We start from the raw sequence: 22,151 nt of genomic DNA, 5'->3' as shown, positions 1-22,151 counted from the left end.
CGCGTCGCTACACGTTGTCCCCCGGCGTTCTGGCGGCCCGGGTGTCGGCGTCGGTGAGCTCCTCCAGCTCACCCATCATGTCGAGCCGGTAGAGCAGCACCAGCGCCGGACCGACCAGCGCGATCGCGACGACCGTGACGATCACCAGCCAGCGCAGGGTGTGGGCCGCGCCGGCCGCTTCGGCCACCGTCAGCGAGGTGGGCAGCGCATAGGGCCGCTGCGCGAAACCCCAGGCGCCGACGGTCAGGGCGACGCTCGACACCGAGGTGTAGCGGGACCAGCCGTGGGAGCGGCGCAGCAGAAGCAGCACCGTGGCCAGACCGCAGACGGCGGCCAAGATGATCAGCAGCAGGCCGAGGCCCCCGGTGAGGCCGTCCCAGACGTACCGGGCGTCGTCGTGGGTGACGGGCAGGCCGATGAGCGCCAGGACCACGACGGCGCCGAAGGCGATCAGTGCCCGTACGCGGAAGTAGTCGACGAGATCGTGCGCGCCGAACCGCAGGGCGTCGGAGCAGAGGAAGACCGCCCCGAGGAAGGCGGTGGCCGCGATGGCCAGCAGTCCCACGAGGACGGAGGTTCCATTGGCCCAGGCATCCGCGGAGGCGGTCGTGCCGACCTCGACCCGACCGGAGGCGATGCCGCCGAGCACCGCCCCGAGGAAGAACGGCGTCACCAGGGACGAGACGGCGAACACCGCGCCGTAGATACGTCGTTGGGCCAGTCGGCGGGACGGCTTGCGCAGGGCGAACCCGGCGCCGCGGAGCACCAGGCCGACGGCGGCGAGGGCGAGCGGCAGCCACATCGCGGAGAAGACGGCCTGGAACATCGTCGGGAAGCCGGTCCACATGATGACCAGGATGAAGATCAACCAGACGTTGTTGACCTCCCAGACCGGCGCCATCGCATGGTCGATGAGCCAGCGGGGCCGTTTGCCGCGCTCCGCGCCGCCGGCCAGGAGGTCCCAGAAGCCCGCGCCGTAGTCGGTGCCTCCGGCGCAGGCGTAGGCGGCGATCGCGAGCACCAGGACCCATGCGATGAAGTCGGCCATTACGACGCACCGCCGGGGGTGTGGTCGGACCCGCCGCCCGGCGGGGTCCCGGCGGCTGCGGGCTCGGGTTCGCTTCTGGGCCCGTACGGGGTGTCGGTCTCCGGGGGCAGTTCGCCGCGCGGGGCGGCCGAGCCCTCGTCGGCGATGCGCCAGCGGGTGCGCATCTTCAGGACGACCGCGAGGAACGCGGAGAACACGGCCACGTACACGACGATGACGATGCCGAGCATCGCCCACAGCGATCCGGCCTGAGTGCTGGTCACCGCCTCCGAGACCCTCATGTGCCGGTAGACGATCCAGGGCTGGCGGCCGACCTCCGTGGTGATCCAGCCGCACTCCACGGTGACCAGGCAGGCGACTCCCGCGATCGCGGCGCAGCGGTAGAACCAGCGGCCGCCGGGGTTGTCCCGGTGTCGCCACCATGACCAGGCGTACCAGAGCGCGAGCAGGATCAGCAGGCTGCCGATGGTGACCATGATGTCGAAGGCCCAGTGGGCGATGGTGGCCTGAGTCGCCGTCGGGCGGTCGCTCGCGGAGACCGACGACAGGCCCGTCACCTTGGTGTCGGGGCTGAATCCGGCGAGGATCGAGTCCAGTTGCGGGATCTTGAGCCCGCCGGAGATCGTCCCGTCGGGATGCAGGCGCCCGAACATGTACTCCGGTACATGGGTGTCGGTCTTCCAGACGATCTCCATGGCGGCGAACTTGATCGGCTGCTTGTGGAAGACGGCGCGAGCGGCGGAGTCGCCGAGCATGAACTGGACCGGTGTGAGGATCGAGGCGACCGTGAACGGCACGGTGAAGCCGAGCCGGTGGTAGCGGTCGCGGCGTCCGCGCAGCCGGCCGACCGCGTACACGCCGGCGACCACGTAGCCGGCGGTCAGGAGCATCGCGACCACGAAGTGCCAGTACTCCGGGCCGAACATCGGGGTGAAGATCGCCTGCCGCACATCGACGTCGACCGGATCGCCCTGGGCGTCCAGGCGGAACCCTTGCGGGGTGTTCATCCAGGAGTTGGCCGCGATGATGCCGAACGATCCCATCAGGGCGGCCGGCGGCAGCGGTACGGCGAGCCAGAAGTGGGTCCAGGGCTTGAGGCGGCGCCAGCCGTAGAGGTAGATCGCGATCAGGACGGCCTCCAGGAAGAAGGCCCATGCCTCGATGCCGAACCCGAGGCCGAACACGTCACCCCAGCGGCCCATCAGGCCGGGCCACAGCAGGCCGAACTCGAAGGACAGCACGGTGCCGGTGATGATGCCGATGGCGAACTGGACGGCCATCACCGCCGACCAGCGGCGGGCGAGGGTGAGGGCCACGGGGTCGTTGCGGCGCAGGCCCCGGTGGTGCATCAGCAAGGTGATGAACGGCAGTGCCACGCCGAACGGGACCAGCAGGATGTGCGAGGCCAGGGTGAAGGCCATCAGCTCACGAGCCGGCAGGAGTCGGTCCGGGGCGCTGTTCGCCAGAAGGACTGCGGTGCTGATCATGTGCGCCTCGTATCGGCCATGGTGAAGGCGCGTTCGCGGCGTGAGCCGGTGGCGAAGGCGACGGACCAGCTGAGCACCGCTCCCAGCCTGCTGCGGAAGCCGGTGAGGAAGATCAGGTGGATGAAGAGCCAGGCGAGCCAGCCGGTGAAGCCCGACAGATGCAGCGGCCCGACCTTGACGACGGCCCGGCCGCGGGCGATGTAGGCGGCGCTGCCGAGATCCAGGTATGTGAAGGGCTTCGGCTTCTTCGTCCTGCCTTCGACCTGGTGTCGCACACTCCGGCCCGCGTACGCACCCGACTGCATGGCGACCTCGGCCAGTCCCGGCAGCCGGTTCAGGCTCATCACGTCGCCCGTGACCCGGATCTCCGGATGACCGGGGAGGGTGAGGTCGGGTTCGACGAGGATGCGTCCGGCCCGGTCCTGTTCGGCACCGGTCGCCCGGGCCAGCGCGGCTGCGATCGGCGGCGCCTCGACGCCCGCCGTCCACAGCACGGTGCGGGCGTCGAACCGGGTCGTCCTGCCGTCATGGTGACGTACCGTCAGGCCGTGCTCGTCGATGTCGGTGACCTTCGTGCCCAGGTGGAGTTCCACGCCGAGGCTCTGCAGGGTTCGGGCGGCACGGGCGGCGAGTGGCGGGCCGAACGCGCCCAGCACGGCGTCGGATCCCTCGAAGAGCAGCACCCGGGCCTGGGCGGAATCGATCTTCTGGAACTCCCGTTCGAGCGTATGGCCGGCGATCTCCCGGATCTGCCCGGCGAGTTCGACACCTGTCGGGCCGCCGCCGACGAGTGCGAAGGTGAGCCACTGCTGCCGTTCCCGGTCGTCCACGGCCGTTTCGGCCATCTCGAACGCCCGGTAGATCCGTCGGCGGATGTCCAGCGCGTCGTCCAGGGTCTTCATTCCGGGGGCGTGCGCGGCGAACTCGTCGTGCCCGAAGTAGGACTGGCGCATGCCCACCGCGACGATCAGATCGTCGTACGGCAGCGCGAAGGCTCCGCCCCCGGGTCGCCGGGCGTGGACCAGCCGGGCGCCGGCGTCCACGTCGGTGGCCTCGGCGAGCACGCAGCGCACGTTGTGGTGGCGCCGCAGGACCCCGCGCAGTGGCTGGGCGATCTGCCCCTCGGACAGGATTCCGGAGGCGCACTGGTAGAGCAGCGGTTGGAAGAGGTGGTGGGCGCGGCGGTCGACCACGGTCACCGCGACCGGCGACTTCCGCAGGGCGCGGGCGGCGAACAGCCCGGCGAACCCCCCGCCGAGGATCACCACCCGGCGGGGCGTGACGTGATCCTGCATCGGAGATCAGCCTCCGGTGGCGAAGCCGGGAAACAGCGTCATTCCGCCGTCGACGTAGAGGGTGGTGCCGACGACGTAGTCGAGCAGGTCGGAGGCCATGGCGACGACGGCGTCGGCGATGTCGTCCGGGTCGCCCACCCGGCGGTAAGGGATCAGGCGCAGCAGTTCGGTCTCGGCCTCGGGGGTGGACCAGGCGTCGCGGTTGATCGGCGTGCGGATGGCGCCGGGCGCCACCGCGTTGACCCTGATCCGCTTCGGGGCCAGCTCCTGGGCGAGGGTCTGCATCATCATGCCCACACCGCCCTTGGAGGAGGCGTAGTTCACGTGCCCCGACCACGGGACGATCTGGTGGACCGAACTCATGCAGATGATCTTTCCCGCCGACCGGGAGACCTCCTCCACGACGCCGCGCCGGATGAACTCCTTGGCGGCCTCCCGCGCGCACAGGAACTGACCGGTCAGGTTGACGTCGATGACCTTCTGCCACTGGGCGAGCGTCATCTCCGTCAGGGGCGCGTCCCGCTGGAGGCCCGCGTTGGCCACCATGATGTCGATGGTGCCGAACTCCTCGACCATCCGCGCGACCATGGCGGTCACCTGGTCCTCGTCGGACACGTCGGCCTCATGGGCGTAGGCGCGGACCCCGAAGCCCTCGATCTCCTTCACGACGTTCTCTGCCTCGTGCGCACCTACGACGTAGTTCACCACGACGTCCGCCCCGGCCCGGCCCAGGGCAATGGCGGTCGCCAGACCGATGCCCGAGTTGGCACCGGTCACCAGCGCCTTCTGGCCCCTGAGAAGCTGCGCGGACGTCGTCCTGCGATTCTCGACTTTCGCTGCCACCACGGTCTCTCCTTGGGCGTTTCGGACGGCACGCCGCAGGAACGGGCGACGCGGATGAGGGAGGCCGGGGCCCGGCCGGCCGCCGGGACAGGCACAGGGGCCGTGGCGCACCCGGCCTCCAGACGAAAGCACCCTGCGCCGAGGGCCGGTCCGACCGGCACGCTGTGCCCCCGATTTCGGCACGGCACGTCACACGGTCGGGCTACGAGCCGCCGGCGCTATGACTCAGGCGTTGGTGCCGACGTGCAGGGTGCCGTTCGGGGTGGCTGTGGCGTAGGTGCCGAAGATGGCGCCGTTGTCGTCGACCAGGCTGCTGACGGACCAGTTGCCGGTGGTGCCCTTGCGGACCCGGTCCCACACATCGCCGTTGACGACGGCTTCGACATGAAGGTCGCCGTTGGGCAGGCCGGCCGAGGAGATCTGCTTCACCGCACCGCCGGCGTCGATCTTGGCCGAGTTGCCCCAGGCGCCGCCCTCGGAACGGGTGCGGTCCCACACCTCGCCGCCGACGAGAGCCTGCACGTGCAGCGTCCCGTCGGGCAGGGCGGCGGAGGCCACGTCCTTGATGCCGCCGTTGCCGTCGATCTTCGACGAGGCACCCCAGGTGCCGCCCGCGGAGCGCGTACGGTCCCAGATCTCGCCGTTCACCAGCGCCTGCACATGCAGGGTGCCGTTGGGGAGGGCGGCGGAGGCGATGTCGGTGACGGCGCCGCCCGCGTCGATCTTCGACGAGGCGCCCCAGGTGCCGTTGGCGGCACGGGTACGGTCCCAGATCTCGCCGTTCACGACGACCTGGACGTGCAGGGTGCCGTCGGGCAGGGCGGCGGAGGCGACGTCGGTGATGTTGCCGTTGCCGTCGATCTTCGTCGCGTTGCCCCAGGCGCCGCCCGCGGCCCGCGTGCGGTCGAAGACCTGGCCGCCTGCCAGGGTCTGGACATGGACCGTGCCGTTGGGCAGACCGGCCGCGGAGATGCTGTTGACGGCGCCGCCCTCGTCGATCAGGTCGGCGGTGGCGTCCCACGGGCCGCCGTCGGGTCGCGTCCGGTCCCACACCCGGCCGCCCTGCGGAGCGGCGGGCGGGTACGGGTCGGCGTGGTCGCTGCCCAGCCCGGCCAGCGGCCCGCACGACGGCCAGGCGCCCTCGCCCTGCCCCGCGAGGACCTTCTCGCCGGTCAGTATCTGCTCCTTCTTGGTCGCCAGGTGCGGGTAGGCCGCGTAGGCGTCGCCGCCGTACGCGTTCCAGGTGCTGAGGCTGAACTGCAGCCCGCCGTAGTAGCCGTTGCCGGTGTTGATGCTCCAGTTGCCGCCGCTCTCGCACTCGGCGACCTTGTCCCAGGTGGCGACCGAAGCGGCCTGCGCCGGGCTCGGCAGCGCGGTGGTCAGGGCCATGACAGCAGCCGACACCAGGAGAGCGGCGGTGAGTCTGCGGGTGGACACTGAAGGCCTCCAGGGTGGTGAAAAAGGGCATGGGAAACCCCGGTGCCCGGGCGGTGCCGGGCACCGGGGTGGTGGTTCAAGAACCTTGCGGTGCTAGAGAGTTGACGTACCGTCAGGCATTGGTGCCGATGTGGAGCGTGCCGTTCGGGGTGGCGGCGGCGTAGGTGTCGAAGATCGCGCCGTTGTCGTCGACCAGGCTGCTGACGGACCAGTTGCCGGTGGTGCCCTTGAGGACCCGGTCCCAGACGTCGCCGTTGACGACGGCCTGGACGTGGATGTCACCGTTGGGCAGACCGACGGAGGAAAGCTGCTTCACCGCGCCGCCGGCGTCGATCTTCGTGGCACCGCCCCAGGCGCCGTTGGCGGCGCGGGCTCGGTCCCAGATCTCGCCGTTCACCAGGGCCTGCACATGCAGGGTGCCGTCCGCCCCGGCGGCCGAGGAGAGGTCCGTGATGGCGCCGCCCGCGTCGATGCGGGAGCTGCCGCCCCAGGTGCCGCTCGCCGACCGCGTACGGTTCCAGATCTCGCCGTTCACGACCGCCTGCACGTGCAGGGTCCCGTCCTCCAGCGCGGTGGACGCGATGTCCGTGATGGCGCCGCCCGCGTCGATCTTCGTGGAATTGCCCCAGGTGCCGTTGGCGGCGCGGGTGCGGTCCCAGATCTCGCCGTTCACCAGCGCCTGGACGTGCAGGGTGCCGTCGGGCAGGGCGGCGGAGGCGACATCATTGATGTTGCCGTTGGCGTCGATCTTCGACGAAGCGCCCCAGGTGCCGCCCGCGGCGCGCGTACGGTCCCAGATCTCCCCGTTGACCAGGGCCTGGACATGCATCGTGCCGTTGGGCAGACCGGCCGCCGAGACCGCGTTGACGGCCCCGCCGGCGTCGATCAGGTCGGCGGTGGCGTCCCACGGGCCGCCGTCCGGACGCGAGCGGTCCCAGACCCGCCCGGCGGGCCGGCTCACCTCACCGACGATGCTCTTCAGCCGCGCGGGCTTGAAGGTTCCGTACCCCGAGAAGTACGGGTACGGGATCGCGCGGTAGTGGACGCCGGAGCCGGTGAACTCGTAGCCCATGTACTCGGTGTGGCTGGAGTCCGTCCACGAGGAGAAGAGGGCGACGTGCCCGCTGCTGCCGCTGGCCTCGTTCAGCAGGACGTCACCCGTCTTCAGGCTGTCCTTGGTGCTCCACTCCGCCACGTCCTCCGGAATGAACGTGTTGGTGGTGAGGGACGAGCCCAGGTTCCAGGCCATCGAGACATAGCCGGAGCAGTCGGTGCGCCAGCCCTGGTAGTAGCCGGACTGGTTGTAGGGGAGGCCGATGCCGACCCAGCTCTTGGCCCGGCGTATGACCTCCTCGCGGGTGATGGCCGGGGAGGCCACGGCAGCGGCCCGGCTGTCGGAGGCGCTGCCGGCCACCGGTGTGACCGGGCCCTGTCCGCTGCTGCCGTGGTCGGCGTCCGCGGCGGCGGACACGCCACCCGCGGGGGCTGCCCCGGCGGTCTGGGCGGCGCCCAGGAGGCTCGCCGCGACGACGGCCATGCCGACGACGGCGGCTCTGCCGCGGTGTTTGAACATGGTGAAGGACACAGTTCTCCTAAGGGAGTTGGCAAATGAGGTGCAGCGAGGTGAGGTGCTGCGAGGTGAGGTGACAGACGTCGGTCAGGCGTTGGTGCCGACGTGGAGGGTGCCGTCAGGGGTGGCGGTGGCGTAGGTGTCGAAGATGGCGCCGTTGTCGTCGACCAGGCTGCTCACGGACCAGTTGCCGGTGGTGCCCTTGCGGACCCGGTCCCACACATCGCCGTTGACGACGGCTTCGACGTGCAGGTCGCCGTTGGGCAGGCCGGCCGAGGAGATCTGCTTCACCGCACCGCCGGCGTCGATCTTGGCGGAGTTGCCCCAGGCGCCGCCCTCGGAACGGGTGCGGTCCCACACCTCGCCGCCGACGAGGGCCTGCACGTGCAGCGTCCCGTCGGGCAGGCCGGCGGCGGCCACGTCCTTGATGCTGCCGTTGCCGTCGATCATCGTGCTGCCGCCCCAGGCGCCGTTGGCGGCCCGGGTCCGGTCCCAGATCTCGCCGTTCACCAGCGCCTGCACATGCAGGGTCCCGTCGGGGAGGGCGGCGGAGGCGACGTCGGTGACGGCGCCGCCCGCGTCGATCTGGGTGGAGTTGCTCCACGTGCCGTTGGCGGCCCGCGTGCGGTCCCAGATCTCGCCGTTCACGACGGCCTGGACGTGCAGGGTGCCGTCGGGCAGGGCGGCGGAGGCGATGTCCGTGATGGCGCCGTGGGCGTCGATCTTCGTCGCGTTGCTCCAGGTGCCGTTGGCCGCGCGGGTGCGGTCCCAGATCTCGCCGCCGACCAGGCTCTGGACGTGGACCGTGCCGTTGGGGAGTGCGGACGCGGAGACCGAGTTGATCGCGTCGTTGGTGTCGATCAGGTCGGCGGTGGCGTCCCACGGGCCGCCGTCCGGCCGGGACCGGTCCCACACCCGGCCGTGCGGAGCGGCGGCCGTGGAGATCTGGACGTCCAGGTAGTCCTGGTCGATGTTGATCGTGACGCCGCCCCAGGTCTCATTGTGGCCGCCCGAGTACTGGTGGATCCGCTGGTGGTTGCTCCAGCGCGAGCTCGGCACCACCGGATCGGCGGTGTCCGCGACGCCGTTCCAGAGCGCGTCGAAGATGACGTCCGGCATGGTGTAGCCGTTGTAGTTGTCGACCAGGTCCTTGATGCCGGAGCCGCTGCTGCTGTAGATCCCGGAGTGGTAGCCCCGGGAGTGGAGTTGCTCGGTCCAGGCGGACTCGAAGGCCAGCACCTTGGAGCTGAGCGACGAGGAGTACGCCTCCATGTCGTAGTACAGCGTCGAACCGGGGCTGAACCCGAGCGCAACGGCGTCGTTGACGGCGGCGTTCGCGGCGCTGATGCCCTGGTTGGCGGGCGAGGTGATGCCCGAGGCCTGCGTGCCGACGTAGATCGGGATGAACCGCCATCCGTCGTCGGCCTGTTGCTGTACCCAGCTCGCCGTGAGGTTGGGCTGGCTGCAGGCCCGCTGCGAACCGCCGATGTAGATCCCGACCGCGCTGTAGGGCGAGCTGGTCTGCCAGGCGCTCATGGCGGCGGAGGAGGGGGCGGCACAGGCGTCGAAGCCCTTGCCGGTGAAGTTGGTGGCGGTCGCCGGCAGGGCGTCGGCCTGCGCGGTGAGAAGCGGGGAGGACGGCGAGGACGGCGAAGACGCGCCGGTCTCAGCGGGTTCCTGGGTGCGGGGAGCGGTCGCCGGGATCTCGGCTCCGCTCAGGATGCTCCGGACGAGCGCCGGGTCTGTGCTGTACGTCGCCGTGACGCTCACCTTGGCCGCCTTGGCGCGGTACTCGCGCTCGACGGGCTCGGCCACCGTGCCCCGCCGGTCCGCCGGGTTGTCGGCCGGCTCGATGAGCAGGGCCTCGGTGCGTCCCACGAGGTGGCTGGGACAGTCCTGGTCGGCGCCGGGGTGGCCGAGGTACACCGTGTGCCGGTCGAATCGCACGCAGGCGTTCGGGGTCTTCGCGAGGTCGACCACCTCCCAGGAGCTCGGCACGGTGAACCGGTGTCCCCGGTAGTCCAGTTGTCGCCCGGTGGTCGGTGTGTCTGCCTGGGCCGGAGCAGTGCCGAGCACGCCGAGACCGAGGGTCACCAGAGCGGTGACCGCGGCCGCTCTCCGAGCTCTCCGGGCTCTCCGTCCGCGGGAGCCCGCGTTCGTCTTCGGGTCGTCCTTGTTCGAGTCGTCTTTCTTCGTGCGTAAGCGCATTCGTGTCCCCTGATTGCTGTATACGTGCAGGAGAAAAGTGCGGGTCGGGCAGTGCTGAAAAGCGGTTCGTGCGGGAATTCGAAGGCAAGTCGAAAGGCAGCCGAAAGGCCATGGAAAGGTCACTGAAAGGTCAATGAAAGATTGACCTTTCAGGTGCCACGAGAGCCGTACGAAAACGCCTCTTCAGGGCACGGTCCACATGTCCCCCCGGTAAACCCGCCGTTACGATCACCCCGCGGATCACAATGCGGGGCGACTCCCTGGACTGTCGTTAACAGCGGGTCCACAGGTGTGTTGGTATTGCGTCTACACCGGCTCCGCGCCGGCCCTATTCCGGCTCGTGCGCGGACTGCACCTGTACGCGGTACTCGTTGGGCGAAAGCCCGTACGCGCTACGGAAGACACGGGTGAAGTCCGAGGCGCGCAGGATCCCCCAGCGGGCGGCGATGGTGTGGATGGGGGTGGCATTCAGCGCGGGGTCCGCCAGATCGCGGTGGGCGCCCGCCAGTCGCAGGCTGCGGATCCGAGCCGCGACCGTTTCTCCGGTGGAGTCCTTCTGGAAGAGCCGGTGCAGGTAACTCACGGAGATGTGATGCGCGGCCGCTATCACGGGTGGCGTCAGTGCCGGGTCGTGCAGGTTCTGGCGGATGAACGCCTTTATGCGCATGGTCAGGGCCCGCTGGCGGGTCTCCGGCGGAAGGGCCGCCTCCGCCTCCAGTGCCTGCGCGAACCAGGCGGACAGCAGGTCGAGCAGCACCGTGCCCAGGCGTGGCGCGTCGGACGGCTCCAGGAAGTCGGACTCCCGATCCAGGCCGGCAAGGAACCCCGTCAGCAGGGCGCCCACACCTTCCCGCCCGGACAGCCGTCTCCCCAGCAGTTCCCGGACCCGGTCGGGGGGCAGGGGCAGCAGCACCTTGGGGAAGTCCACGCCCACCCCCGTGATCACGTGGGGGCGGGCGCCGCCGGCCAGGGGGCGTACGTCGTACGGCCGCGCGGTGTCACTCACCCATATGTCGCGCGGCCCGTAACCGTCGGACCGCCCTACATGGTCGAGGCTCAGCCCTCCTCCGAGCACCAGCGAAAGGTGATACATCTCGGGGTCGGACTGCCGCACCATCTTCTCGGTGCGTCTGAATCGCGTCGACAGGTGCGAGGTCGGCCACACCAGGACCGGCCCCAGTTCCAGCAGTCGCTGCCGAGCCCAGAAATCGGCGGCGTGCTCGCTGCTCATGTCGCTCGGCGCGATCGCCCGGAGGGTCAATTCCCGCCAGTAGTCGAACCTGTGCTCCGCAGACACGTCGTCACTTCTGAAGACCGTCCCGATCATTCCACCCCGCCCTTCTTCACAGGCCACACAAATGTTTACGCTCCCGCAGCGTACGTGGGCAGGTGAATTGGTCCCGACGGCGGCCCGATCGACGGAGAAACTCCCGCGGCGGCACCACGATTTGTCCCCTCCCCGGCCTGAACCACAGCCGTCGAGCCCGATGGAGAGATGCGCGACGACGTCTGGATTGCCGCAATCGAATTACGGCGGGGCGCTCGCTCGCTTTCGAGGGGGTTGCGGTAGGCGACCAGGAGCCGGTCGGGGTGGGTGGCCGTGGCGTCGGCGGGCCCGGCACAGTACGGTCACCACGCACGACGCGAGCCGCAGGAAGAGGATCACCCCATGAGCCGGAACTCGGGCGAAGTCGCACGCATCGAGGACGCAGTGCTCACGCGAGCCGCGCAGGCGGGCGACGCGACAGCCCTGGGCCGGCTGCTGGAGAAGCACCGGGCAGGCATGCGGGCGGTCGCACTGAGCATTCTGGGACCGGGGCCCGACGTCGACGACGTGCTCCAGGACGCGGCCGTGACCGCACTGCGGCGCGTGGGCGACGTCCGGGACCCGACGGCCGTGGGCGCGTGGCTGCGGATGATCGTGCGCAACGCCTGCCGTTCCCTGTTGCGCAGCTCCGTTCCCCACCAGCCGCTCGACGATCTGCACCTGCCCGCCACGGACTCCGGTCCGGAGCGGCTGCTGGAGCAGCATGCGATGCGGGACTGGATCTGGGAGGCCATCGAGGAGTTGTCCCCGACCCTGCGCCTGCCTCTGGTACTGCGTCACTTCAGTACCAAGGTCACGTCGTACGAGCAGATAGCCGACGTCTGCGCCGTCCCGGTCGGCACCGTCCGCAGCAGGCTCAACCAAGGACGAGCCAGACTCGCGGCAGCCCTCGCCGCCACGGCGGAGGCCCCGCACGGCGACGCCGCGCTGCGGACCCGCGCCAGCCGTATCGAGGCACGCGAGACGCTGGACGCCGCCGAAAGCGGGCACTTCGGCAAGCTGCTGGCCGAGCGCTGGTCCCCCGAGATCGCCCTGCTCAGGGGGGACGATCAGGTGGGTGGCTTCAGCCTGCTGGTGCGCTCCATGGACAGCGAGGTCGAGGTCGGCGTACGGCAGCGCCTCGTCCATGCCGTGGCGGGGCGGTCGCTCGTCGTCTGGGAGATGGACATCTCCAATCCCGCCGATCATCCCGAGCACTGCCCGCCCGCGGTGGCCTGGCTCATGACCCTGGACGACGTCGGCCGGGTGCACCGGCTGCGGCTGTTCCACCCCAAGCCCTACCGGGCCACCACCCCACTGCTTCCCGTGTGACGACCATCACACGAATCGCGTCGAACTTCGCTCTGTCTCCAGCGTCCTGCCGGTGTTGTTGGCACTTGCCGGACAGGAGACTCCATGACCACCCCTTCGACCGATCCACTGGCCGCCGGACCGCACACCGTCGAAATCGACGGAGTCGAGCAGCGCTATCACGTCCACGGCACGGGACCGGTGTGCATCGCCCATTCCGGCGGACCGGGCATCTTCTGGGAGTACCTGCGTATGCCCGCGCTGGAGCGGCACCTGACGGTCGTCTACCCGGAGCCCATCGGCTCCGGTGCCTCCGGCCGTCTGCCCTCCCACCCCAACGGCTACACACGGCCCCGATACAGCCGGTTCCTTGATGCGTTGATCGTGCACCTAGGGGTCCCCGAGGTGCACCTGTTGGGTCATTCGCACGGCGGCTTCGTCGCCCAGTACCACGCCGTGCACCGCCCCGAGCGCATCGCCGGGGTGATCCTCTACGAGAGCTCGCCGGTGACCGGCCCCGAACACGCCGCCGAGACCATGCGCCAAGTGGAGTCGTTCGCCGCGCGGAATGCCGACTACCCCGAACTCCCCGGGGTCCTGGCGGCTTTCCAGATGATTCCCACCATCTCGGACGACGCGCAGCAGACGGCCGTCGCAAAGGGGCTGTTCCCCGCGTACTTCGCCGACTACTGGGGCCGGGAGGAGGAGTTCGCCGCGTTGCGCGCCTCCCTGAAGGCCACATATGTCTCCTGGTTGGACGAGAACCTCTCCCCGTCCCTCGTCGACGACCGTGCGGACCTCGGCTCACTCACCGTGCCGGTCCTCGTCGTCGTAGGCCGCCACGACTTCATCTGCGGGGTGCGCTGGGCCGGGGAACTGCACGACCTGATCCCCGGATCGGAGCTGCTGATCCTCGAGAACAGCGGGCACTTCGGTCACCTCGAGGAGCCTGAGGCCTTTGCGCAGGCTGTGGCCCGTTTCGCGAACGCCCGCGACAACTAGGCCATTTGATCGAAGCCGGAGCGTGCGGAGCGCTCTAGCTTGTGACTGCCCGGAAGGTTTCCGGCAAAACGAGGAGCAATCACATGAGTACCGTGAAGAACGTCGTGCTCGTCCATGGAGGATTCGTCGACGGCTCCGGCTGGCAGCCGGTGTACCGCCTCCTCACCCGCGACGGCTTCAACGTCAGTGTCGTACAGAACCCGACCCACTCCCTCGAAGGCGACGTGGCGGTCACGCACCAGGTCCTCGACGCCCAGGACGGGCCGTCCGTGCTCGTCGGCCACTCCTACGGAGGCGCCGTGATCACCGAGGCCGGCCGGCACGAGGGGGTGGCCGCGCTCGTCTACATCGCGGCCTTCGCGCCGGACAAGGACGAGTCGGTCGGCACCCTGATCGCCGACCCGGCTCCCGACGCGCCCGTTCCGCCGATCCTGCCGCCCCAGGACGGCTTCCTGTTCCTGGACCGGGAGAAGTTCGCCGCTTCGTTCGCGGCCGATGTGCCGCCCGAGGACGCCCGGTTCATGGCCGACTCGCAGGTTCCGTGGGGCGTGGGGGCGCTCGGCGGGACGGTCACGGAGGCCGCCTGGCGTACCAAGCCGAGCTGGTACCTGGTCGCGACCGACGACCGCATGATCCCCCCGCCGGCGCAGCGCTCCATGGCCGAGCGCGCCGGAGCCACCGTGAGCGAGACCGCCGGAAGCCACGCCATCTACGTCTCCCAGCCGGAAGCGGTGGCCGAACTGATCAAGCAGGCCGCTGCCCACCAGGCCTGATCGCCAGGAGGGCAGCACCGGTTCGGCCCTGCAGCGTTTCGAGTACCAGCGCGCCGATGTCCGCGGCACGCTCGAGGTCTCCGGCGACTCATGGCGTGACGACCGTCAGCGCGTCGCGCAGTCCGGCACGCGAGGTGACGTTCAACTTCCGGAAGACGCCCCGCAGATGGGCGGCCACGGTGCGGGGAGACAGGAAGAGCTGCGCGGCTATCTGCTTGTTGGTCAGTCCGGTGGCGGCCAGCTGCGCCACCTGTCGTTCCTGCGGGGTGAGTTGGGAGGGCGGGCCAGATCCGGGGACGACGGTCCTGGTGAGGATCCCGCTCGCCCGTAGCTCGTTCGCCGCTCGCGCGCTCCAAGGGGCGGCGCCCAGACGCTCGAAGGTGCTCAGCGCGGCGTCCAGGTGCACGCGGGCGGCGACACCCGCTTTGGCCCGGCGCAGTCTCTCGCCGTAGGCCAGACAGATCCGGGCCCGGTCGAACGGCCAGCGCTCGGCGCCGGGCGCGGCGATGGCCGCTTCGAACAGATCATGGTGTGCTGCTCAGCTCCGAGGCGCGCAGGAGGGTGGTGATGGCGCCGACGGCGTCGCCACGGTGGAGGGTGCTGTAGGCCACCTCGTGCAGAAGGGCGGCCACGTGGTCGTCGGGGCCGACGGCGGCGTCGGCGAGGTGCCGGGCTCGGCGTTCGGACCCTTCGGGGAGTTCCCCGGCGAGCGTCAGGTGTCCCCACCGGCGTTCGGCACTGGTCGACAGATCCATGACTGCGGAACGGGTGAGCGGGTGCCGGAAGACCAGACGGCCCGTGCGGCTGTCGACCTGTACGAGTCCGGCCCGCTCGGCAGGGCACAGCCCGCGCAGGCGGTCGGCACCGCCCATGGCCCGCTGAAGGACGTGCAGATCACCCGAGGCGTCCAGGACGGCGAGCAGCAGCAGTTCCCGTGTGGCGTCGGGGAGCGCCTCGATCCGGGAGGAGTAGATCCTCTTGAGGCGCTCGGTCAACGGCAGCACGGCCGGCAGCGTCCCTCGCTCGGTCTGCTGTGCGTCATTGAGCGGGACGGGCAGCTCCAGCAGCGCCAAGGGGTTCCCGCGGGCTTCGGCGACAAGACGCCGGCGGACCCTGGCCGCCATGGCGGGGAACCGCTCGCTCACCAACTCGTGCGCCGATATGTCGTCCAGGGGCTGGACCTCGTGTGTGGCTTTCCCGGTGCTGCTCAGGAAGGATTCGTCGGCGGTCCGGGACGCGGCGAGCAGCGCAAGGGAGCCGGTGTGGACGGAGCGGGCGACGGTGCCCAGGACTGCGGCGCTGGGGCGGTCCAGCCAGGCCACGTCATCAACGATGAGTGCAAGAGGACTGCCCGCGGTGGCCGTCTGCGTCAGCAGGGTTTGCACAGCGTTTGCGATGGCGAGCAGTTCGGCGGGCTGCCCTGCGGACAGCCCCCGGACTGCCTGCAGTGTTTCCGCCTGCCGGGGCGGCAGAGCGGGAATCTCCCCGGCCAGCGGCTGCAGGATCTGGTTCAGCGCCGAGAAGCTGACACCTTTCTCGAACTGCGAGCCGACGACACGCAGCACCCGGAAGCCGACCTCGGACGCACGCAGCGCCGCGGCGTCCAGGAGCGCGCTCTTGCCCACGCCGGCCTCTCCGGTCAGCAACAGCGCGGTCCCGCGCGTGACGGCCGAGCCGAAGAGGCCGTCGATGACCGCCAGTTCCGCTGATCGACCGACGAGGCGACCGGCCGAATTCCCCTGGGAATCGTGGCTCCGTTCACAGTCGCTTTCCGGGTCGGGCGATATCGGGGGCACCGTGAAACCTCTCAAGCGAGTGTCTTTCCCGAGGTCCAGGCGTGGGTCGCCGTGGGGTCGCGCTCGCTGATTCCGAAGCGTTGATGGAACCTTCGAAGAGGTCCCGGCGCGTACCAGGCCGAGCGGCCGAGCAGGCGCATTGCGGCCGGCAGCAGAACGCCGCGTACGGCAATGGCGTCGATGAGGATGGCCAACCCGCTTCCCAGGCCGAACATCTGCATGAAGCTGACCTGCGCCGTGGCGAAGGCGAAGAATCCGACGGCGAGGAGACAGGCCGCGGCGCTCACGATTCTTCCGGTGTGTCCGAGGCCGTGAACGACGGCGGTCTCGGTGTCCTCACCGGCTTCGTGGAGTTCCTTGATCCTGCTGGTGACGAACACCTCGTAGTCCATGGACAGACCGAAGGCGATGCAGAAGAGCAGGACCGTCATGGATGTGTCCATGGGCTGGGCGGTGAATCCCAGGACGGAGCTGAGATGGCCGTCCTGGAACATCCAGGTCATTGCACCGATCGCCGCCGCGAGGCTGATCATGTTCAACACCAGCGCGCGGATCGGCTGGACGATGCTTCCCGTGAACAGGAAGAGCAGGATGAAGGTGGTGACGGCGACCAGGCCGGCGGCGAAGGGGAGACGGCTCGCGATCGAGTCCTTGGCGTCGAGCAGTTCGGCGTCGCCGCCTCCCACCAGGACCTCCTCGGAGCCGGCGGGCGCCTTGACCGCTCGGACCACCTGGACGAGGGACTGGGCGCTGTCCGACTTGGGCGGTGCGGAGCCGATGATGCTGATGCGCTGCGCGTCGCGGCTGTCCAGGGTTTCGTTCGCCGGGCCGGGAGCCTGCGCGTTTCCCTGTTCGTAAGTGCCTGTCGACGCCTCGACGCGCACGACCCCGTCGAGGAGCGACAGTTCCTGCGCGTAGGCGTCCACCGTCTCGTAGTCCATGGACCCGCGGGCAACGACCTGGACGGCGGCCTCGTCGTCGCCCTCGAAGTCCGTCTGCAGTGCCGTGGACACCTGCCGGCTCGCAGCGTCTTCGGGGAGGACCCGTTCGTCGGGCGTGCCGAACGTGACGCCCATGAGCGGGGCCGCGGCGAGCAGGAGCACCGCCAGGACCGGCGCGGAGATCAGCACCGGTCGGCGCATGACGTTCCCGGCCAGTCGGCCCCAGAACGGCGCGCGCCGGCGCTGACGGTCGGCCTTGGGCCAGGGGAGCCTGCCGCTGTTGATGCGATGCCCCGACAGCATGAGCAGAGCAGGCATCACGAACAGGGTGCCGATGGCGGCGATGACGACCACGCCCACGCCGGCGTAGGCGAAGGAGCGGAGGAAGTACTGCGGAAAGACGAGAAGTGCGGTGAGCGCGACGGCGACCGTGCCTGCCGAGAACACGACCGTACGTCCGGCGGTGTGCACCGTCGACCGTACCGCGTGGGCAACGCTCATGCCCTGGGCGAGGTGCTCCCGGAAGCGGCTGATCATCAGCAACGCGTAGTCGATGCCGAGTCCCAGCCCAAGGGCGGTGGTCAGATTGATCGCGAAGACCGACACGTCGGTGACGCTGCCCAGGAGGGAGAGTTCCGCGAAGGTCCCGGCGACCGCCACCGTGCCGATGGCGAGCGGCAGCAAGGCCGCGACCACGCCCCCGAACACCACGAGAAGGAGCAGCAGCGTCACGGGGACGGCGATGATCTCCGCGAGAAGAAGATCCTTCAGAACCTGCTCCGACAGTTCGGCCCCCACCGCGGTACCGCCGCCGGCCTGCACGGTGAGTCCCTCGTACTGGCCGGCGTAGGCGTCGATGATGTCCTGCGCGTGCTCTTCCCGCGTCGATTCGTCGCCCTTCACATGGGCGACGACCATGGTCGAACGGCCGTCACGGGCCAGCAGGGAGTCGCTGCGCGTGTCCCAGTACGAGACGACGTTGCCGAGCTCGGGTTCCTTGCGCAGTTCGGCCACCAGCTGCCGGCCGTCCTGCTCGACCGCCGAGTCGGTGACGCGCTGGGCGCCGCTGGTGACCAGCAGCACCAAGTTCGCTTCTCCGCCGAATTCCTCATCGATGACTTCACTCGCACGCGTCGACTGCGAGTGCGGGTCGTCGAAACCACCGCCCACCAGTTTTCCGAAGGCGCCCACACCCACGACGCTCATCACGGCAACGAGGACTGCGGCTACTACGAGAACAATTCTGGGCCGCCGGACCGTCAGGTCCGCAACGCGGTCGAACATGCCTTTCCTTTCGACTGGTTCGGAGAACGACGTACTCTTTTTCTGTGTCTGTGCATCGCCGAGCACAGACAAGACGGATCGCGGGCCCCAGAGTTCGATCCAGAAGATGTGACCTCGATCACGCCCTTAGGGGCGGATGGGATGACCTGTGCCTTCGAGGAGCCAAGCGCTCACCCGTTCCTCGGCGAGTGCCTGGGACGAGGTCTTCACCGGTCTCCACGGCGCGAGCCGGATCAAAGTGCCGGATCGTCACGCTCCGTGGACCGGACGCCTGGAGTGGCAGCAGTCGAAGGTGTACGGCCTCGCCCTGTGCTCCGGCGGCGCGGAAGAGGTCAACAGGGACACCCGGCACATCCAGAACATCACCGCACGCAGCCCGGTCGCAGCCGGGGGGCCGCACATGCTCAGCGGCGTCCGCGGACTGGGCCGAGTCATCCGGGAGTTGACGACCACGCTGCACGAGGAGCGCGAGCAACTCTCCGAGACCAGCTTCGACATCGCGTGTGACCGGCTGCTGGACCTGGTCTGTCTGGCCGCGGAGGGCGCCGACGACTCGGCGCCCACAGGGCAACGGGCCACGGTCGAGGCCGCGATCCGCCGCTACATCCGCCAGCATGCCTGCGACACAGACCTGGACGTCGTCGGTATCGCGCGGGCGCTCGGCTGGTCGGTTCGCTATGTCCAGCAGGTGTTGCAGGCGGCCGACACCACCTCGCGCGACCTGATCCGCCGCGAACGGCTGAACGTCGCCCGCGCTCGCCTCGTCGGCGCGAGCTGGGCCGCGTACTCGATCGCGGAGATCGCCCATTCCTGCGGCTTCGGCAGTCATGCCTCGTTCGCCACCGCGTTCCGGGCGGAGTTCGGCATGACACCTCGCGAAGCCCGACAGGGCCTCAGCTGTCGGAAGGGCTGAAGTACCGGCGTGGATTGTCGACCAGCATGGTGGTCAGCTGCACTTCGGTGACGCCGGCCCGGCGCAGCGCCGGGAGTACCTCGTCATGCAGGTGGGTGTGGTGCCAGTTCGGCGCGATCTGCTCCCGTACGCCGGGCGGGAACCAGTCGATGTGGCACGACGCGTCGTGCGACAGGACCATCCGTTCGGCGAGTCCTTCGCGCGCGAGCGCCGCGACGGTCGCCACCCGCTGGTCGGAGGGCAGGAGGATGTCGAGGCCGAAGCGGTCCATTCCGACGTACGAGCCGTTGTCGACGAGCTCGTGCAGGTAGTCCAGGTCGGCGGTGTCGCCGCTGTGGCCGATGACGACCGCGCCGAGGTCGACGCCCTCGCTGCGCAGCACGTTCTGCGCGACGAGTCCCGTACGGGAGCGTGCGCTGGTGTGCACCGTGATCGGAGCACCGGTGCGCAGATGTGCCTGAGCCACCGCTCGCATCACCCGCTCGACGCCCGGGGTGAGTTCGTCCTCGATCGCGCATTTCAGGAACGCGGCCCTGATGCCGGTGTCCGCGATGCCCTGGGTGAGTTCACGGACGAACAGGTCGGCCATGGCCTCGGGGCCGCCGAGCAGCGTCCCCGGCCCGTGGTAGCGGAAGTAGTCAGGGATGTCGGCCAGCGTGTAGAGCCCGGTGGCCGCCACGATGTTGAGGTCGACCTGTTCGTTCACCAGGGCCACTCGCGCGACGTTGCGTCCGAGTCCGATGACGGTGGGGTCGACGATCGTGGTGACGCCGGTCGCGGCAAGGGCCTTCAGCCGGGTGACGGCGTCGCTGATGCGCTCCTGCTCGTCCCAGGTCTCCGGCAGGCTCTGCCGTAGTTCCTCGCTGAGTACGAAGACGTGCTCGTGCATCAGCACGGTACCGAGGCCATCTGCTGCCACAGGGCCGCGGACGGTCTGTACCTGCGGGGTGGACGTCATGTGGATCCTTCAATGCTCGCCCGGGACTCGGCTGCCGAACGGGCGGCCGGGGTGTGGTGTGCGGTGCGGTGCGGTCTCAAGGCTCGGTGAACCTGTGCAGGACTCTGCCAAGGTCACGGCAATGCCGTCTTTCGCGCCGGCGCGCAGTTCTTTCGCGTGGACGCGATGTCCGGCCGGGCCGCCGAGACACCTGGTCCTGGACGTGATCGACGAGACGATGGTGTGCCGCGTCAGACCGCTTCGCCGTCGAGGAGGCCCGGCAGGATGATGCCGAGCGCGCCGGCGAGTCGCTGGTGGAGGTCGAAGGGGGCCGGCTCCGTTCGGATCCAGCGCAGGATCGTCGTGAAGTAGCAGGCGGCCAGCAGTTGTCCGGCCTGCTCGCAGTCGACGTCCGCCCTGATCTCCCCGCGCCGCTGCCCTTCTTCGACGATCCTGGCGAGTTCGATCTCCAGGGACGGGTCCTGGAGGAGGCCCCCGTACCGCGCGGAGGCGTCCATCAGGACGGTGGTCTCGGCACGGGATGCGACGTTGAGGTCGCCCATCTCCTTCAGGTAACGGCGCAGGCGGTCGCCGACCGGCAGGTCCTCGGCGCGCTGGGAGCCGAGGATCTCGTTGACGCGGGAGCGGCGGCGCACTCCCCATTCCTCGAGGAATCCGACCTTCTGCGAGAAGTGGTTGAAGACGGTGGCCCGGGCGACGTCGGCGGTTTCGGCGATCTGGTCCATGGTCGTCGCCTCGTACCCCTGGCTGACGAACAGGTGCAGCGCCGCGGCGTAGAGCTGGTCGCGCACCTGCTGTCGCTTGCGTTCCCGGCGTCCGGCGGGCGGCGCTGCGGGCACGGTTTCGGCTCCTGTCTCCGGGCTCTTCATGGCCGCCAGTACAGCACAGGGCTGCCGGGGTATTGACGCCGCCGCACCATCTTCTTAGATTGTCGGCCATTGATGGACTCCAGTCCAGATATGTACCCAGGTCTCGCTATCTGTGCGGGACGAGACAGGAGGCAACGTGGCTTCCGTGGCATCCCGGACAGGCCGTGTCGAGCTCGGACACGGCTGTCACGCCTGGATCGCGGGCGATGCCGGATGGGGCATGAGCAACGCCGGGCTGATCACCGGCCGGGGCGAGTCGGTGCTCGTCGACACCCTCTACGACCTGCGGCTGACCAGGACCATGCTCGACGCGCTGACGCCGCTGACCGCCGTCGCGCCGATCACCACCGTGGTCAACACCCACGGCAACGGCGACCACTGGTTCGGCAACCAGCTCGTGGCCCACGCCGAGATCATCGCGGCCCGCGGGTCCGTGGCGGACATGCGTCAGGTGGGTCCGGCCGAGATGCGGGCGCTGACCGGCATGGACACATCCGCCGGGCACTTCGCGCGCCGGATCTTCGGCCGCTTCGACCACACCGGCATCGAACCCGTCCTCCCGAACCGGATCTTCGACGGCGAGACCGTGCTGGACATCGGCGGCACCGAGGTCCGCCTCATCGACGTGGGTCCCGCGCACAGCGCCGGGGACACGATCGTGCACGTGCCGCGGGCCCGGACCGTCTACACCGGCGACATCGTCTTCGCCGGGGCGGCACCGGTCGTCTGGCACGGCCCCTTCAGCCGCTGGCTCGCCGCCTGCGATCTGCTGCTGGGCCTCGACGCGGACATCGTCGTGCCCGGCCACGGCCCCGTCACCACCAAGCGGACGGTCCGCGAGGTCCGCGACTACCTCGAATACGTCCATGAGCAGGCCACCGCCCGCTTCACCGCCGGAATGCCGGCCCTGGACGCGGCCCGCGACATCCGCCTCGGCCGCTTCGCCGACCTGGACGAGAGCGAACGCCTCGCCGTCAACGTCCACACCGTCTACCGGGAGCTCGACCCCGCACTGCCCCCGCTCGACGGTCCCGGCCTGTTCGGCTGCATGGCCGAGCTCTGCCCCCACGTCTGACGACGCCCCCCGCCTGCCCTGACCCCGCAAGGAGA

16 protein-coding genes and 1 pseudogene are annotated in these 22,151 nt (G+C 69.6%); 5 read left to right on the top strand and 12 right to left on the bottom strand.

Annotation, left to right across the window (positions count from 1 at the left end):
• Nucleotides 1-7: 7 nt before the first annotated feature.
• The 8 genes from ACWD4O_RS37950 to ACWD4O_RS37915 all read right to left on the bottom strand — a co-directional run bounded on the left by ACWD4O_RS37950 (nucleotide 8) and on the right by ACWD4O_RS37915 (nucleotide 11,215).
• Nucleotides 8-1,048 carry a cytochrome d ubiquinol oxidase subunit II gene (locus tag ACWD4O_RS37950; protein WP_451287220.1) on the bottom strand — a complete coding sequence of 347 codons (1,041 nt, stop codon included), beginning with the start codon at nucleotides 1,046-1,048 and terminating at the stop codon, nucleotides 8-10.
• Entirely contained in the window at nucleotides 1,048-2,535 is a 1,488-nt protein-coding gene (locus tag ACWD4O_RS37945) for a cytochrome ubiquinol oxidase subunit I (RefSeq protein ID WP_451287219.1), read from the bottom strand. The genes ACWD4O_RS37950 and ACWD4O_RS37945 overlap by 1 nt, the downstream gene beginning before the upstream one ends.
• Nucleotides 2,532-3,830: an NAD(P)/FAD-dependent oxidoreductase gene (locus tag ACWD4O_RS37940; protein WP_451287218.1), complete on the bottom strand. Its 1,299-nt coding sequence runs from the start codon at nucleotides 3,828-3,830 to the stop codon at nucleotides 2,532-2,534. The genes ACWD4O_RS37945 and ACWD4O_RS37940 overlap by 4 nt, the downstream gene beginning before the upstream one ends.
• A 6-nt stretch (nucleotides 3,831-3,836) precedes the next feature.
• A complete protein-coding gene (locus ACWD4O_RS37935; RefSeq protein WP_451287216.1) occupies nucleotides 3,837-4,673 on the bottom strand; it encodes an SDR family oxidoreductase in 837 nt (278 codons plus the stop codon).
• 225 nt (nucleotides 4,674-4,898) lie between these two features.
• Complete coding sequence (locus ACWD4O_RS37930; RefSeq protein WP_451287214.1) at nucleotides 4,899-6,110, bottom strand: transglycosylase family protein; 1,212 nt, start codon at nucleotides 6,108-6,110, stop codon at nucleotides 4,899-4,901.
• Nucleotides 6,111-6,222: 112 nt separating this feature from the next.
• Nucleotides 6,223-7,695: a hypothetical protein gene (locus tag ACWD4O_RS37925; RefSeq protein WP_451287212.1), complete on the bottom strand. Its 1,473-nt coding sequence runs from the start codon at nucleotides 7,693-7,695 to the stop codon at nucleotides 6,223-6,225.
• Nucleotides 7,696-7,767: 72 nt separating this feature from the next.
• Nucleotides 7,768-9,888: a glycoside hydrolase domain-containing protein gene (locus tag ACWD4O_RS37920; protein WP_451287210.1), complete on the bottom strand. Its 2,121-nt coding sequence runs from the start codon at nucleotides 9,886-9,888 to the stop codon at nucleotides 7,768-7,770.
• 328 nt (nucleotides 9,889-10,216) lie between these two features.
• Nucleotides 10,217-11,215 (bottom strand): AraC family transcriptional regulator, encoded by a 999-nt coding sequence (locus ACWD4O_RS37915; protein WP_451287208.1) that lies wholly within the window; start codon nucleotides 11,213-11,215, stop codon nucleotides 10,217-10,219.
• Between the two features lie 342 nt (nucleotides 11,216-11,557).
• On the opposite strand from ACWD4O_RS37915, the gene ACWD4O_RS37910 reads away from it, so the two are divergent.
• The 3 genes from ACWD4O_RS37910 (at nucleotide 11,558) to ACWD4O_RS37900 (ending at nucleotide 14,280) form a co-directional block, all read left to right on the top strand.
• The gene (locus ACWD4O_RS37910; RefSeq protein ID WP_451287206.1) at nucleotides 11,558-12,526 is read left to right on the top strand and encodes an RNA polymerase sigma factor; all 969 of its coding nucleotides are present in this window, start codon (nucleotides 11,558-11,560) and stop codon (nucleotides 12,524-12,526) included.
• Nucleotides 12,527-12,610: 84 nt separating this feature from the next.
• Nucleotides 12,611-13,507, top strand: a complete 897-nt coding sequence (locus ACWD4O_RS37905; RefSeq protein WP_451287204.1) for an alpha/beta fold hydrolase — start codon at nucleotides 12,611-12,613, stop codon at nucleotides 13,505-13,507.
• Between the two features lie 83 nt (nucleotides 13,508-13,590).
• Nucleotides 13,591-14,280, top strand: a complete 690-nt coding sequence (locus ACWD4O_RS37900) for an alpha/beta fold hydrolase (protein WP_451287202.1) — start codon at nucleotides 13,591-13,593, stop codon at nucleotides 14,278-14,280.
• An 88-nt stretch (nucleotides 14,281-14,368) separates the two neighbouring features.
• Here ACWD4O_RS37900 and ACWD4O_RS37895 read toward each other — a convergent pair.
• Together ACWD4O_RS37895 and ACWD4O_RS37890 are read right to left on the bottom strand one after the other, a co-directional pair.
• Nucleotides 14,369-15,980 (bottom strand): annotated as a pseudogene (locus ACWD4O_RS37895) (LuxR C-terminal-related transcriptional regulator).
• Between the two features lie 107 nt (nucleotides 15,981-16,087).
• Nucleotides 16,088-18,301, bottom strand: coding sequence for an MMPL family transporter (locus ACWD4O_RS37890; RefSeq protein WP_451287200.1), 2,214 nt, complete (start codon nucleotides 18,299-18,301; stop codon nucleotides 16,088-16,090).
• Between the two features lie 148 nt (nucleotides 18,302-18,449).
• Here ACWD4O_RS37890 and ACWD4O_RS37885 point away from each other — a divergent pair, with 148 nt between their 5' ends.
• Complete coding sequence (locus tag ACWD4O_RS37885; RefSeq protein ID WP_451287198.1) at nucleotides 18,450-19,214, top strand: helix-turn-helix transcriptional regulator; 765 nt, start codon at nucleotides 18,450-18,452, stop codon at nucleotides 19,212-19,214.
• Here ACWD4O_RS37885 and ACWD4O_RS37880 read toward each other — a convergent pair.
• Both ACWD4O_RS37880 and ACWD4O_RS37875 read right to left on the bottom strand, forming a co-directional pair.
• Nucleotides 19,195-20,172, bottom strand: coding sequence for a phosphotriesterase family protein (locus ACWD4O_RS37880; RefSeq protein WP_451287196.1), 978 nt, complete (start codon nucleotides 20,170-20,172; stop codon nucleotides 19,195-19,197). The two genes, ACWD4O_RS37885 and ACWD4O_RS37880, sit on opposite strands and share 20 nt — an antisense overlap.
• A gap of 230 nt (nucleotides 20,173-20,402) precedes the next feature.
• Nucleotides 20,403-21,011, bottom strand: a complete 609-nt coding sequence (locus ACWD4O_RS37875) for a TetR/AcrR family transcriptional regulator (RefSeq protein ID WP_451287194.1) — start codon at nucleotides 21,009-21,011, stop codon at nucleotides 20,403-20,405.
• Between the two features lie 175 nt (nucleotides 21,012-21,186).
• Here ACWD4O_RS37875 and ACWD4O_RS37870 point away from each other — a divergent pair, with 175 nt between their 5' ends.
• Nucleotides 21,187-22,116: an MBL fold metallo-hydrolase gene (locus ACWD4O_RS37870; RefSeq protein ID WP_451287192.1), complete on the top strand. Its 930-nt coding sequence runs from the start codon at nucleotides 21,187-21,189 to the stop codon at nucleotides 22,114-22,116.
• Nucleotides 22,117-22,151: the final 35 nt, after the last annotated feature.

Source organism: Streptomyces sp. NPDC002623 (assembly GCF_053592635.1).
This window is presented reverse-complemented; position numbering and strand designations above follow the sequence as displayed.

Bases quoted from the DNA above. Each gene is read 5' to 3' on its own strand.
- ACWD4O_RS37920 (WP_451287210.1), bottom strand. From the start codon at position 9,888: ATGCGCTTACGCACGAAGAAAGACGACTCGAACAAGGACGACCCGAAG.
- ACWD4O_RS37880 (WP_451287196.1), bottom strand. From the start codon at position 20,172: ATGACGTCCACCCCGCAGGTACAGACCGTCCGCGGCCCTGTGGCAGCA.
- ACWD4O_RS37915 (WP_451287208.1), bottom strand. From the start codon at position 11,215: ATGATCGGGACGGTCTTCAGAAGTGACGACGTGTCTGCGGAGCACAGG.
- ACWD4O_RS37905 (WP_451287204.1), top strand. From the start codon at position 12,611: ATGACCACCCCTTCGACCGATCCACTGGCCGCCGGACCGCACACCGTC.
- ACWD4O_RS37910 (WP_451287206.1), top strand. From the start codon at position 11,558: ATGAGCCGGAACTCGGGCGAAGTCGCACGCATCGAGGACGCAGTGCTC.
- ACWD4O_RS37900 (WP_451287202.1), top strand. From the start codon at position 13,591: ATGAGTACCGTGAAGAACGTCGTGCTCGTCCATGGAGGATTCGTCGAC.
- ACWD4O_RS37890 (WP_451287200.1), bottom strand. From the start codon at position 18,301: ATGTTCGACCGCGTTGCGGACCTGACGGTCCGGCGGCCCAGAATTGTT.
- ACWD4O_RS37940 (WP_451287218.1), bottom strand. From the start codon at position 3,830: ATGCAGGATCACGTCACGCCCCGCCGGGTGGTGATCCTCGGCGGGGGG.
- ACWD4O_RS37945 (WP_451287219.1), bottom strand. From the start codon at position 2,535: ATGATCAGCACCGCAGTCCTTCTGGCGAACAGCGCCCCGGACCGACTC.
- ACWD4O_RS37950 (WP_451287220.1), bottom strand. From the start codon at position 1,048: ATGGCCGACTTCATCGCATGGGTCCTGGTGCTCGCGATCGCCGCCTAC.